15 protein-coding genes are annotated in these 13,028 nt (G+C 44.6%); 4 read left to right on the top strand and 11 right to left on the bottom strand.

Translation table 11 applies throughout. From position 1 onward, the window contains the following. The first annotated feature begins 136 nt into the window (after window positions 1-136). Window positions 137-1,087, top strand: a complete 951-nt coding sequence (locus tag ACKRAT_RS10535; protein WP_411842374.1) for a metal ABC transporter solute-binding protein, Zn/Mn family — start codon at window positions 137-139, stop codon at window positions 1,085-1,087. A 463-nt stretch (window positions 1,088-1,550) separates the two neighbouring features. Here ACKRAT_RS10535 and ACKRAT_RS10540 read toward each other — a convergent pair whose 3' ends face one another. Both ACKRAT_RS10540 and ACKRAT_RS10545 read right to left on the bottom strand, forming a co-directional pair. Beyond that, on the bottom strand, window positions 1,551-1,745 hold the full coding sequence (locus ACKRAT_RS10540; protein ID WP_411842375.1) for a hypothetical protein: 195 nt from the start codon (window positions 1,743-1,745) through the stop codon (window positions 1,551-1,553). A 182-nt stretch (window positions 1,746-1,927) separates the two neighbouring features. After that, on the bottom strand, window positions 1,928-2,326 hold the full coding sequence (locus ACKRAT_RS10545) for a secondary thiamine-phosphate synthase enzyme YjbQ (protein WP_411842376.1): 399 nt from the start codon (window positions 2,324-2,326) through the stop codon (window positions 1,928-1,930). A gap of 68 nt (window positions 2,327-2,394) precedes the next feature. Between ACKRAT_RS10545 and ACKRAT_RS10550 the strand changes: the two genes are divergently transcribed. Further along, window positions 2,395-2,811: a DUF2188 domain-containing protein gene (locus tag ACKRAT_RS10550; RefSeq protein WP_411842377.1), complete on the top strand. Its 417-nt coding sequence runs from the start codon at window positions 2,395-2,397 to the stop codon at window positions 2,809-2,811. A 37-nt stretch (window positions 2,812-2,848) separates the two neighbouring features. On the opposite strand, the gene ACKRAT_RS10555 is transcribed toward ACKRAT_RS10550, so the two are convergent. The 3 genes from ACKRAT_RS10555 to ACKRAT_RS10565 all read right to left on the bottom strand — a co-directional run bounded on the left by ACKRAT_RS10555 (window position 2,849) and on the right by ACKRAT_RS10565 (window position 4,874). Further along, the gene (locus tag ACKRAT_RS10555; RefSeq protein ID WP_411842378.1) at window positions 2,849-3,913 is read right to left on the bottom strand and encodes an NAD/NADP octopine/nopaline dehydrogenase family protein; all 1,065 of its coding nucleotides are present in this window, start codon (window positions 3,911-3,913) and stop codon (window positions 2,849-2,851) included. Between the two features lie 113 nt (window positions 3,914-4,026). Then, window positions 4,027-4,419, bottom strand: coding sequence for a (deoxy)nucleoside triphosphate pyrophosphohydrolase (locus tag ACKRAT_RS10560; protein WP_411842379.1), 393 nt, complete (start codon window positions 4,417-4,419; stop codon window positions 4,027-4,029). A gap of 281 nt (window positions 4,420-4,700) precedes the next feature. Next, the gene (locus tag ACKRAT_RS10565; protein WP_411842380.1) at window positions 4,701-4,874 is read right to left on the bottom strand and encodes a hypothetical protein; all 174 of its coding nucleotides are present in this window, start codon (window positions 4,872-4,874) and stop codon (window positions 4,701-4,703) included. Window positions 4,875-4,977: 103 nt separating this feature from the next. Between ACKRAT_RS10565 and ACKRAT_RS10570 the strand changes: the two genes are divergently transcribed. After that, window positions 4,978-5,877 carry a helix-turn-helix domain-containing protein gene (locus ACKRAT_RS10570; protein ID WP_411842381.1) on the top strand — a complete coding sequence of 300 codons (900 nt, stop codon included), beginning with the start codon at window positions 4,978-4,980 and terminating at the stop codon, window positions 5,875-5,877. A gap of 20 nt (window positions 5,878-5,897) precedes the next feature. Here ACKRAT_RS10570 and ACKRAT_RS10575 read toward each other — a convergent pair whose 3' ends face one another. The 4 genes from ACKRAT_RS10575 to nagE form a co-directional block, all read right to left on the bottom strand. After that, window positions 5,898-6,392 carry a GNAT family N-acetyltransferase gene (locus tag ACKRAT_RS10575; protein ID WP_411842382.1) on the bottom strand — a complete coding sequence of 165 codons (495 nt, stop codon included), beginning with the start codon at window positions 6,390-6,392 and terminating at the stop codon, window positions 5,898-5,900. Window positions 6,393-6,407: 15 nt separating this feature from the next. Next, window positions 6,408-6,704: a protease inhibitor I9 family protein gene (locus ACKRAT_RS10580; RefSeq protein WP_411842383.1), complete on the bottom strand. Its 297-nt coding sequence runs from the start codon at window positions 6,702-6,704 to the stop codon at window positions 6,408-6,410. Between the two features lie 10 nt (window positions 6,705-6,714). After that, entirely contained in the window at window positions 6,715-7,821 is a 1,107-nt protein-coding gene (locus ACKRAT_RS10585) for an iron-containing alcohol dehydrogenase (RefSeq protein ID WP_411842384.1), read from the bottom strand. Between the two features lie 91 nt (window positions 7,822-7,912). Continuing rightward, on the bottom strand, window positions 7,913-9,394 hold the full coding sequence (gene nagE, locus ACKRAT_RS10590) for an N-acetylglucosamine-specific PTS transporter subunit IIBC (RefSeq protein WP_411842385.1): 1,482 nt from the start codon (window positions 9,392-9,394) through the stop codon (window positions 7,913-7,915). Between the two features lie 138 nt (window positions 9,395-9,532). Here nagE and nagA point away from each other — a divergent pair, with 138 nt between their 5' ends. Next, entirely contained in the window at window positions 9,533-10,672 is a 1,140-nt protein-coding gene (gene nagA / locus ACKRAT_RS10595) for an N-acetylglucosamine-6-phosphate deacetylase (protein WP_411842386.1), read from the top strand. A gap of 61 nt (window positions 10,673-10,733) precedes the next feature. On the opposite strand, the gene ACKRAT_RS10600 is transcribed toward nagA, so the two are convergent. Together ACKRAT_RS10600 and ACKRAT_RS10605 are read right to left on the bottom strand one after the other, a co-directional pair. Continuing rightward, window positions 10,734-11,225 carry a hypothetical protein gene (locus tag ACKRAT_RS10600; RefSeq protein WP_411842387.1) on the bottom strand — a complete coding sequence of 164 codons (492 nt, stop codon included), beginning with the start codon at window positions 11,223-11,225 and terminating at the stop codon, window positions 10,734-10,736. A 148-nt stretch (window positions 11,226-11,373) separates the two neighbouring features. Continuing rightward, window positions 11,374-12,990 (bottom strand): BCCT family transporter, encoded by a 1,617-nt coding sequence (locus ACKRAT_RS10605; RefSeq protein WP_411842388.1) that lies wholly within the window; start codon window positions 12,988-12,990, stop codon window positions 11,374-11,376. Window positions 12,991-13,028: the final 38 nt, after the last annotated feature.

Below are 13,028 nucleotides of genomic sequence, written 5' to 3' on the forward strand. Positions count from 1 at the left end.
ACCATTTTAAGCGTTTATACTGTTTTTTTCAATACTTTTATGAAAATATAAATCTCCCCTTGCCTAATCGTAATCGTTACGATATAATTTTAAATCGTAATCGTTCCGCTGTAAATAATAAAAGGAGCCTCCATACATGAAAAAAATTATAACACTTATGTTCTCCGTCCTGCTGGTGCTCGCACTTGCTGCCTGCAGTAATGAAACGGCAGACAACACAGGCAATGACGGGGATACACTGACAATCTATACAACAGTATTTCCACTAAAGAGCTTCGTCGAACAGATTGGCGGGGATACAGTGGAAGTGGAAACAATTTATCCAAACGGCGTCGATGTCCACTCATATGAACCGACTCAGAGAGAAATGATCGAATATGCCGACGGTGATTTATTCGTCTATACAACGGATACACTCGATCCGGTCGCAGAAAAAATCAAAAGCGCAGTCGGGGATCACAGCAATTTCTTCGCCGCTGCAGGCGGCATTTCAGAAGAAGACTACGTAGAGACGCACCATGACCATGATCACGGACATGGTGAAGAAGCCGGCGGACATGATCATGGCTCGGAAGATCCGCACATTTGGCTCGATCCAATGATTTCTCTGCAGATGGCCGAAGCCGTAAAAGATCAGCTGATTGAAATGAATCCCGGGCAGAAAGCACTGTATAATGAAAACTTCGAAATACTTAAAAATGATATAGAAGCGCTCGATGCAGAATTCAAAGCTGTCACGGAATCCCCTAAAAGGAACAGTGTTTACATTTCACATGAGTCCCTCGGCTACCTGGCAGCCCGTTATCACTTCAATCAGGTCGGCATCACGGGTCTGAACAATCAGAAACCCTCACAGCAGGAACTCACTGAAATCATTGAAAATGTTGAAGCACAGGATGTGCCGTATATTCTTTACGAACAGAACCTCACATCAAAAATTGCTGACACCATCCGCAGACAAACAGATACAGAACCGTTGGAATTCCACAATCTTTCTGTGCTGACCGACAAAGACCCCGGAGACGCCACATATCAGTCGTTCATGCGGGAGAATGCCGAAGTACTGGATAAAGCATTGAACGAATAGAATTGAATTGAAGTTTATATTTTTAGACAAGACGTCTCTGTCGCCGAGGTGTCTTTTTTTATCGGAGTGACAGTACGGTTTGTTGTCTTATTACCGATCCAGCGTCGACGAAGACTCTTCCTTACCCCAACGACTAAAAACCGATAATGTGATCTTGTCCGGCTCACATCACTGTAATCGGGACGTTAATGGGAAAATGCCTCCTCACCTCATCGAAATACAGAAATTAATGTGACCCTGCTGCTCTCACCTTAATGAAAGCCGGGCGTTGATGTGTAAAAGGCTCCTTACCTCAACGACTAAAAACCATTGATATGAAGTACACCCTCCCCTATTAATGACCAGGAAACGTTGATGTGAGACCCCTGCTCTCACATCAATGCGATTGAAACGATGAGGTGAGCCTGCAAATTAAAAAAACGGAACACCGAAGTGCTCCGCTCCTACAGAATTAAATTTGTCCTTATGCCTTCTCCGAATTGATCTCCCGCTTCAGATTCTCTGTGAATTCCTTAATTTCATCCACGTCTTTTTTCAGGAAGAATGCAAGTACAGCAACACCTGCTGTAGCAATGACTAAAAGCACAACAAACAATTTAAACAGAAATATAAGTAATGATTTTATAAAATCCATGATTGCCTCCAATATCCTTTTCATATCATTTACCCCATGCTAAAAAAATAAATCCAAAAATGTAAAATAAACTCTTGAAATTAATCTGAAAATTCAGTATTATGAAGATAGTTAATAAATATTAACTACAACCTATTCCATTTTCTTAATAAAAATTTCTCCTATTTTTCCTGCACTCACCCGGTGCAGGTTTTATTTTGCCATTTTTACGCTTTTATCACTTTTATATAAACCGTTCTCTTCCGCGGTCCATCGAACTCCGCAAAGTACGTACTCTGCCATGTCCCATAAATGACTTTACCATTCTCCACAATCAGCGTTTCACTTGCGCCCACAAGCGTTGATTTCATATGTGAATCGGAATTCTCTTCGGCATGCTGATACTCTTTTTTGTTATCAAAAGTGACGTTCATCCCATATACGAGGTCTTTTACTACATCCGGATCTGCATTTTCATTGATCGTTATACCGGCAGTCGTGTGCGGCGTGAATACTGTTATTATACCAAATTGCAGCTTGCATTCATCCAATGCTTTTTGAACTAATGAATCGATATTAACAAATGCTTCTCTTTTGTCCGTTTCCACTTCATATTTAAATAGCATTTCATCACCTTTATTCTTTAGTATTGTGGGTACTATAATACTAGAGATTTAAGAAAGGAGAAATCGGAATGCCTTATACAACAAATGATTATCCGGATTCATTGAAAAATATGGAGAAGCTCGAACGTAAGAAAGCGATTGATATCATCAATGCACTTCTTGAAGAAGGGTATGAAGATAACCGCGCGATTCCAATCGGTACTGAACAGGCCCAGGAATGGTACAGCGACGCGAGTGATGACGAATTAAAAGAACTTGAGAATAAAGATATTACACAGCATGAAGACGATCCCGATGTCCAGGGCGGCAAGATTGCAGATAATGATGTGGAAGTATTCTATGAAGATGATGAATGGAAAGTACAGACAAAAGGCGCCAAGCGGCCGAGCAATACGTACGATACAAAAGACGAGGCCGTCAAACGCGCAAAGGAAATCGCAGGGAACCGTGATGCGGAAGTCATCACCCACAAAAAGAATGAGTAGTCAAAATGACCCGATCCTAATGAGGACCGGGTCATTATTATACCTGTGCATTCAAATCCATTCCAACATCGATACCGAGCTTTTCCAATGTCAGCCCTTCCTGCATAAAGTTGTACTCAAGCATGATTGATGCCAGATGAATGATTGAATCGATGGTCGGCGTTTTAATGTTCAGCGCCTCACCGATGCTCTTCCACAGCACAAGCCCGTAACCGACATCTTCAATGATATATCTGTTGTTAAGCGTCGTCGGTCCAAGCAGATCTTTGAGCACGATGCTTTCATTGTATTGATCTTTAAGACTTTTATCCCGCTCGAAGTAAGTGCTGCGTTCTGAACGCGCCGATTTATCAAGGACTTCGAAATTAAGTTCGGCACAGATCTCCTGACGTTCTTTATCGATGGATTCAATCGCTTTTACGGTGTGATTGGTCACGCCATCTTTGTACAGATAAAATTCATCTCCGTGATTATCGATATAACCGGTATTTAAAATCGAAGGTGCCGGATGGCTTTCCGGATTACCGTTGTTTAACGCTGTCTCGATGACATTGCCCGCCGGAACCAATGTGTCATATAGTCCCAGCAGCTTCTCCAGCATCAGCTCAGTGTTGCTGCTCGGATATGCACTGAACAGATTATGCTTACTGCGCAATATGATATCTGCATCATTATTTTCATAATCATATCTTGCGGCATAGGTCAGCGACATGGATTCACCAATGAGGACAGACACGCCGCTCCGCTTTTCGTTCAGCAGGTTGGTTAAAACGACACTGTTCATCGCACTCGCGCCGTTGATAAAAATCATCTGACCATTACTCAAGTATGGAATCAGTTCTTCAAACATCTGCGGCAGTATGTTTGTCGGCAGACACGTCATAATGACCTCTGCCCCCTCGACTGCCTCTTTCGGGTCCTGGGTGAATTTATGGAAAAATATCTCTTCACCTCTATATTTCAATTTATTCTGCATTATATCCTGATGCGGATCTTTCAAAGCCTGCATGGAATGATACAGCGTCACATCATGACCACGGACGGTCAAATCAGCTGCTGCGACAATCCCACCATTGCCTGCACCTATTATGGAAACTTTCATTATGTAAAAAACACTCCCAGAAATAATTTAAATATAATTATACTGAATATTCTTTAAATAATCCACTAAAAAACCCCGACTCTCAAATAAGGCGGGATTCTCAGCAGAATCATCTATCCTTTTTCAATCAATTCAATTGCAGGAATATCTGCCGGTGCCCAATCGAGTGCGGAAATATCATTCCTGGCGAGCCATTTCATATCCACATGTTCGAACAGCTGGATATCACCGGAAATCACTTTGGAGTAATATGTTGTCAGTTCAACGATACCAAAATCATATTCATGGACTGTCGTCGTAATTTTATCGCCCACTTCAATTTGACAGCCCATTTCCTCTTCCAGTTCACGCCTTAAGGCATCTGCCGGCAGTTCCCCTTCTTCGATTTTACCGCCGGGGAATTCCCACATCAGTTCAAGACTTTTTCCTTCAGGACGCTGTGCACATAGAATTTCATCATTTTCGTTTACAATTACCGCACCGACTACCCGTATATATTTCTTCATTTGTTCCTCCGAAAATCATTTTTTTCAATTATAACAAACTACTTCAAAAATGAAATTAGATTTGTTCTTATGTATAACTATAATAAATTATCTTTTATTTTACTTTAAGGCATTTCATATTTGGGTATGATAATATGAAAGATAACTCAATTGTATGCATCCGGCATACTTTTTTGCACAAAAAAACCCCCTGCCTGAAATTATTAAGAGGTCGGGTGCATTTCTTAGGCAGGGGGTAAATCCAATTAAGGGTAAGGAAAAAATGAACTTACTATAAGTTGCTAATAAACATCGATGGGGCGGAGTCTACCATCAGACGTATATGCACCACCAGCCGTGCCAAATTCTGCTGACTCCGGCTTAACAATACTCGCTTCTACTGTTTCCGGATTGCTGAATGATACTGAACTAATGAGCATCAAGCCCAAAATCAGAACGCCGATAAGTTTTTTCATCCCTTTCACCACCAATCAATGTCTATAACCACATTATGAAGTATTCTAAATTTTTAATCAATATTCACATATGCAAAAATTGTGAACAAAAAGGAGGATATTTATGGAATATCATGAGCGTTTCAAAAACATACGACATCTGAAAGGATTGACCCATAAAGATCTTGCTGAGGGCATATGTGGCATGACGACGATCTACCGCTTCGAGCGCGGCGACACCGCCATCACTGCTGAAGTACTGTATCAGCTGTGCCAGCGGCTCGGTATCAGCATGCAGACACTGTTCGTCGATGAGGATTCAGAGTATGCACTGATTGACTTTTATCTAGAGAAACTGCGTGAATATGTCTATTTCCGCCATACCGATATGCTGAAGATGACTCTAAAAGATGCAGAGGAAACAATTTATGATAATCCGAATTTCGATTTGAAATATAACAATTTTGACAGGCTCTTCAAAACTTACTCCGCCATCGTATTAAGAAATGAAGAAAAATATGATCAGGCAGAGAAAATTCTGGTTGAATTGATGAAAGAAAAGAAAAACAAGTCGGACCTCGAACTCGAAATCATCAATACGCTCGGTGACTTGTACATCACTCAGGACAAATATGAGGAAGCCCTTGAACTGTACACCCGCTACAAAACGCGTATTCTGTCACATGAAGACAGCCATTATTTCGACCATTACATGCTGATCCAGCTGTATTATGGTTACGCAAACAGTCTTTACAGTAATTTTAAAGATGTCCAGGCTCTGGATATTTGCTTTAAGCTGCTCATCCGGATTCAGGAGCATAATACGATGTACTATCTGGGGAAGACACATTATTTGATGTGTTTAATTTATCTCGCTTTAAATGATGCTGATAACGCTGAAGAACACCTGAAGAAAACAAAATCCGCTTTTCACCTTGAAGATATCAGCGAAAAGATGACAGAACATATTGAAGCAGCTGAAAAAGAGATTCAAAGCCTCCGGAAAAATAAAAGCAGCCTGTGACTAAAAGAGTCACAGGCTGCTTACAATTCACGCTTAAAACGCAATGAAACCTGAACTTCACCGGTTGCGGTCTTTGTCTTCTTCGGGAATTGATATTGGAATCCCCGTGCTTCATAAAAAGGCTGACCGTAATCGTTCCCTTCCTGGACTGATACCCATTGTTCAACCGCTCCCTTTTTGATATGGTCTTCAGTCAGCGGGCCGAGCAGCGCTTTACCGATCCCCTGATACCGGAAGCCGGCATCCACATAGAAGATAAATACTTCAGAAGTACCGGCAGCTGCCATTCCGCCGCCGATGACACCAACGACAGATCCATCCATTTCCGCCACATAACTATAGCTGCCGCTTTTAATACCCTGGATCACTTTATCTTCTTTGTACCAGAATGAAATCGTTGCATGCTGATAGGATTCAGACATCGTATCCCGGACCGTCTGCCGCCATCCTTCACTGCATATGACAGCAATCCGCAGGGCATCCGGCGGTTCAGGTCTGCGGATAATCAAAGCCATTCACTGCCCCCCTGATCATTTTTCATCATTTCCGGGTTCCGGTGTTGAAACTTCCTGGTCTTTTTCGACATAATTCACTTTCTCATGTGCTTCCAATTTCTTCACCTGGCTTTCACTCAGGGAAATCAGATACATATCCATGAATGAAAATTTGTGTTTTATATCTTCTTCGGCAATATTGAATTCCTCTAATTCTTCTTCACTGAAATCTTCTTTTACACTCACAAGATAATCTTTTTTCTCTTCCATATTGCTACACCCCACTAGAAGAATCATCGCAGCGATACTCAATGAAAAGATGCGTCTCTTCATAAGACACCACCTACTTTCTTTCAAGCAACTGTACGATTTCAGGTTTATCCAACTGTGCTATGTTGTTCTTCATGTTCGCCTGTTTCAAACTTTCCCCCGCTATGTTTTCTATTTCATCACGGTTGATGCCGAGCTCATCCAAAGTGAGCCTCAGACCGACTTTGCGTTTTAAATCATTAAACCGCACGCTCAAATGCGCCGCATCATCGAACCCGATATCTTTGGCATGCTGGTGCAGTTCCGGGTTAACCTCTGCATTCTTTATGAACCACTCGTCCAATGAAAAAGCACACGCTTCCCCATGCGGGATGTCGAAATGTGAAGTTAGATAGTAACTCATTGCATGAGAGGCCGATGTCCCTGTCTGGCTGAAAGCGATCCCGGCAAGTACACTCGCAAGGGACATGTTCGTGCGCGCCTCCCTATTCTCCGGTTCTTCAAATGCCAGCGCGAGATTTTCAAAAGCGAGCTTCGCTGCACGGATTGCAAGGGCGTCGGAAATCGGGTTGCTTTTGGCCGACCCCAAACAGTCCAGCGCATGGCAGATCACATCAACGCCTGAAACTGCAGTCACATTCGGCGGACACGTATAAGTCAGTTCCGGGTCCACAATTGCCAATTTGGGATAAAGTCCCGGGCCGGACAATGGCACTTTGAGCCCATTTTCCTTATCACTGATTACACTCGAAGCCGTCACTTCTGAAGCAGAACCGCTTGTCGAAGGAATCGCTATGATCGGCAGTGCTTTGGAAAAGTCTGTATGGTTAAGCAGCTCTTCTATCCCGATCCCCTGCATATAAGCCGCTGCAGCAGCTTTGGAAGCATCCATCACAGAACCGCCGCCCGCGGCGATTACGGCATGCGCATCCTGCTCATACATCGCACTTGTAATGGACTCCACATTTCCCAAAGTCGGATTCGCTTCTATGCCGGTGACCACCTGCCTCACTTTATCCCCGAGCAGCGATTCAATAAGATTCACAACACCATTTTCAACCTGGGAATTGGATGCCACTACAACAATACGCACGTAATCATAATCTACAACGAATTCATTCAGGCGGGTAAATATACCGGCCCCGAACTTTATTTCTACAGGATGATTAAATGAGAACATAATCCCCCTCCTTTGCCGCTATTATATAATAATATTCCATCATGACCACTAAAAAAGGCATTCCGATATCGGAATGCCTGATGGAATCACGTTATAACATACGCTTCATTTCTTCAGCAACATGTTCAACCTCAGTGCCCACAACCACATGGACATTGTTTTTACCCGGCTTGATTACACCATGGGCACCTGAAGTTTTAATTTGACCTTCATCAATTTTTGAATCATCATGGACATTTATTCTCAGTCTCGTCGTACAGTAGTCCACTGTATCGATATTTTCTCTGCCGCCAAGACCGATCAGGATCTTGTCCGCCTGCTGTGAATATTTATCATCAAAGCTACCGGAAGCTTTCTGTTCCGACTGCACACTGTCGTCTGAAACAGAAGATGCGCCATCTTCAGCAAGAACAGAAGCATCGCGCCCCGGTGTTTTAAGATCCAGCATAGTGATGATCACTCTGAAAATCACATAATACAGAACGAAGAATACCAGGCCCTGCACTATAAGCATGTATGGCTGGTTTGCGATTGGAACCTGCGTACTGAGCACAAAGTCGATGAGACCGGCACTGAACCCGAATCCTGCCGTCCATTCAAATGTAGCAGCGATGAACATGGACAGTCCTGTCAGGAATGCATGCACCACATAAAGTAATGGTGCCAGGAACATGAATGAGAATTCCATCGGTTCAGTTACACCCGTCAGGAATGCAGTCAGTGCAGTTGCCAGTAAAACTGAACCGGCAGCCTTTTTATATTTCGTTTTTGCTGTATGGTACATCGCAAGCGCTGCACCCGGAAGGCCAAACATCATGATCGGGAAGAACCCGGCCTGATAGCGCCCCGTAATACCCGCTTCCCCTTCACTTGCCCAGAAGTTGCCGATATCATTGATTCCGACTGTATCGAACCAGAACACCGAGTTCAATGCGTGGTGCAGTCCTGTCGGAATAAGTAATCTGTTGAAGAAACCGTAAATGCCTGCACCCAGTGCACCCAGCCCACTGATCCACTCGCCGAAGTTGAACAGCGCGTTATACAGCAGCGGCCATGCAACATAAAGGACGCCGGTAACAGCAAGCATCACAAACACTGCAATGATCGGAACCGCACGTCTGCCGCTGAAGAATGCCAGGTACGGCGGCAGTTTCGTTTCACTGAACCGGTTGTAAAGAGCGGCACTGATCAGACCTGTGATAATACCGATTAAGACGTTGTTTTCTATGACGCCGAATGCCTCTCCGACCTCTTCCACCGCAACACCCTGCAGCAGTGCAACAGATTCGGCACTTAAGAGATTCGTAACTACCAGGAACGACACCAGTCCGGTGATCGCTGCAGCCCCGTTCTTGTCTTTCGACATACCGAATGCAAGACCGACCGCAAAGATGATGGCCAGATGATCAAGTATCGAACCGCCGGCGTTGATGAAGAAGCCCGCGATTACGCTTTCTCCGCCCCAACCAGTAGGATCAATGGCATAGCCGATACCGAGCAATAAGGCCGCGGCCGGCAGCACTGAAACCGGGAGCATGAAAGATCTCCCCATATTTTGAACATAACGCAACATATCATTTCCTCCCTCTTAATTAACACCCTTAATATGTTATCGCTTACAATATAGCATATTTTGCCATATGTTTGATATACTTATTTTATTAGCATTTCTGTTTTTAATAAATTATATTTTTGTTTAGGATGCGATTAAATGAAATTACTTATAAAAAATGCCACAGTCATTACGCACGAGGCCGTTCACCCGGAACACTGGCTGCTTATTAAAGATAAAAAAATCGATTCTTTCGGTCATATGGAAAATTGTCCGGATGCCGATGATTTTATCGATGCAGAAAATAAAAATCTTCTGCCCGGGGCGATCGAAATGCATATTCACGGCGCAGACGGTGTCGATGCAATGGACGCAGACATGGAGTATATCGAGAAGATATCCGCCCATCTTCCCAAGACAGGATCCACTTCATTTCTAGCGACGACGATGACTTCAACGATAGAGAATATTGAACGGGCACTGATGAACCTGACTGATTACACTTACCAGTCCGGTGCGGAAATGCTCGGTATCCATCAGGAAGGACCTTTCATTTCCAAAAAACACCCCGGTGCCCAGTATCCTGGACATATAGTTGCGCCGGATGCTGAATTGATCCGCCATCTGCAGGATATTTCAGGCAACAGAATCCGTCTGATCACTTTTGCCCCCGAAGAAGATGAGGATGGCGCATTTCTTGAAGCCTTAAGGGAACTTTCCATCATCCCTTCCGCCGGTCACACGGATGCGTTATATCATACACTGCAGGAAGCCGGAAAAAATGGTGTCAGCCACGTCACCCATCTGTATAACGGCATGCGGGGGCTGCATCACAGGGAACCGGGTGTAGTCGGTTTCTCCTATATGTCTGATGCCTATGTCGAAATCATTTCCGATGGTATCCATTCGAATCCCGAAATGGTCAAGTTTGCCTATGACACCATCACTTCCGACAGGATGATCATGATCACTGACGCCATGCGTGCACAGGGCCTGCCTGACGGACAATACGACCTCGGCGGCCAGGAAGTCCACGTTGCCGGCAATGAAGCCCGGCTTGAGGACGGTACACTCGCAGGCAGTGTGCTGACGATGGACCAGGCGGTCCGGAATATGCTCGAATTCACCGGCTGCGGATGGACGGATATTGTAAAGATGTCCTCGTATAACCCCGCAGTTGAACTGGGCATCACCGACCGGAAAGGCGTCATCAAAGAAGGCGCGGATGCCGATCTTGTGCTGTACGATGAGGACGGCAATCTGGTTCATACGATCATTAAAGGTGAAATCTTTGTATAGACCAAAAAGGACCGCTTTTTAAGGTTTGATTCCTTAAAAAGCGGTCCTTTCAATTTATAGATCAGTACTGGAAAATGCTGGCCTGCGCAATTTTCTCTATGCCGCTGCCGAATTTATCCCATCCTTTGGGAAACTCGTTGTTTCCCGAACGGACCAGATCGCCGGCTTCTCTCTGCAGAGTGATATCCCACTGCGTGCCATCCAGAACGTACGGATTATCATAACTGCGTTTCCAGTTCAGTATATCCACTTCTTTAAGCATATTCATAAGTTCTGTAATTTCTTTCTTATTCAGCTCTCTGACAGTCGTTTCAACTTTTCCGCGTGTAAAACCTAAGCTTACTTCGCTGTTCTCTATATCAATATCTATTTCGTTATATCCGCCAAAAAATCCGCCATAGGAAACTTTCATGACATTGATATCATCATACGCCGCTTCGAAAGCTTCTTCTTTAGTCCATTTGCTTCCACATTCCACACATGAATACTCATCGACTTTTAACTCTTCGGTCTCACGTGAGCCACAGTCCAGACATTTCTTATAAATGATCACTGCACTCATCCTCTCAAATTTACTGTATATACCATTATCTCACTAAATCGTTAATTTTGCTTGGTTTTCCATTTCATCAGACTGCCATGGATTAAAAATACCCTGCCCGGAGATTTTATCCGGGCAGGGTATTAAGACTGCAGTATTATCATTCCCACCATCTGTCACGCTTGGCGTGCGAGATGGAAAGTGTTTTTCTCTCTTTTTCCTTGTGTGCTCTGCGCTTTTCTTCAAGCTTGATTCTGTCGTCACTCAGTGTCCTGATAAAGGACACCATCAGAATGATAAAGATGATAATCAACGGTGCCCCGGCAACAATCGAAGCCGTCTGAAGCAGATCTAATGAATTTTCTCCGCCGATCAACAGTAATGAAAACGGCAGCAGGGATAATGCGAATGCCCAGAACAACCGGTTCCATCTGTACGGCTCACCTTCGACTTCAGTCTGGGTCGTTCCCGCTAAAATGTACGACCCTGAATCGAAGGTCGTCGCCAGATAGATCAACGCTGTAACGAGGAACAGCACTGTCGTGGCGTCCCCCATCGGCAGCTGGCTGATGATTGCCATGATGGCATCTTCCCCACTTTGATTCGACAGCACTTCAGTAACTGAAAATGTACCTGAAATCTCCAGCCATAGACCGTAGTTGCCGAGTACCCCAAAGAACAGCACACATCCCAAAGTACCATAGATCAAAGTACCCAAAATGACTTCCTTCAACCGTCTGCCTTTGGAAATACGGGCGATGAACAATCCGACAAACGGTGCATACACCAGCCACCAGGCCCAATAGAATACTGTCCAGTCCTGCGGGAACGATGTTTCCGGTATCTCGTCAAACCCGCCGAACGGTTCCAGCCATGTTGCCATACGGAAAAAGTCCTTGAGCATGAGACCCACACTGGAGACTGTCGTTTCCATGATGAACACCGTCGGCCCCACGATAAAGACAAAGGCAAGCAGTATGAACGTCAGCCATATGTTGATATCGCTGAGCACTTTAATGCCGCGCCTCAGCCCTGAGTAGGCACTGAAGGCGAAAATCAGCGTCGCTATAATCAATATGCTTAAACGGAGTATGATATTCTCTCCATCGACACCGAATAGAGATTCAATACCGGCTGCAATCATCGGCGTGGCGAGTCCGAGTGTTGTTCCCGCTCCGCCCAGCAGACCGAATATGAAAAGGATATCGATGATCTTACCCGGCCATCTGGTCGTATATTTCCCCAGTACCGGTTCACACGCCAGACTGATTTTTAGTATCGGTGTCTTTTTGACATACAGCGAATAAGCAATCGGGAGTGCCGGCAGTACATAGATTGCCCAGGCAATCGGCCCCCAGTGGAACATGCCGTAAGTACTGGCATAGTTGACGGCCTCTTCGCTTCCCGGAGCCAGGTGGAACGGCGGGGACTGATAATAGTACACCCATTCAATAACACCCCAGTACAGGATACTGGAGCCGATGCCGGCACAAAAAAGCATTGCCGCCCAGCTGAGTGTGCCGAACTCGGGATCATCCGACTCCTCCCCGAGCATCACCTGCCCGTATTTGCCGAATGCCAGATACAGGACAAAGAAAAATACTGCGAGTCCCAAAGCAAGATAGACCGCACCCAGACCTGTGGTCACCATGCTGTTAAGGTATAGAATGATCGTATTGCTTGCCTCCGGAAATACTAGGAGCGGTATAACCACCGACAGCAATATCAGTAAAGACGCAACGAATGTTGGCCAGTCCATCAATTTGTATTTCTTCATTTCTCCCTCACCTCGTGTAATTTTATACCAAGTTGGAT

The sequence above is a fragment of the Salinicoccus sp. HZC-1 genome (assembly GCF_046736035.1).
GTDB lineage: Bacteria > Bacillota > Bacilli > Staphylococcales > Salinicoccaceae > Salinicoccus.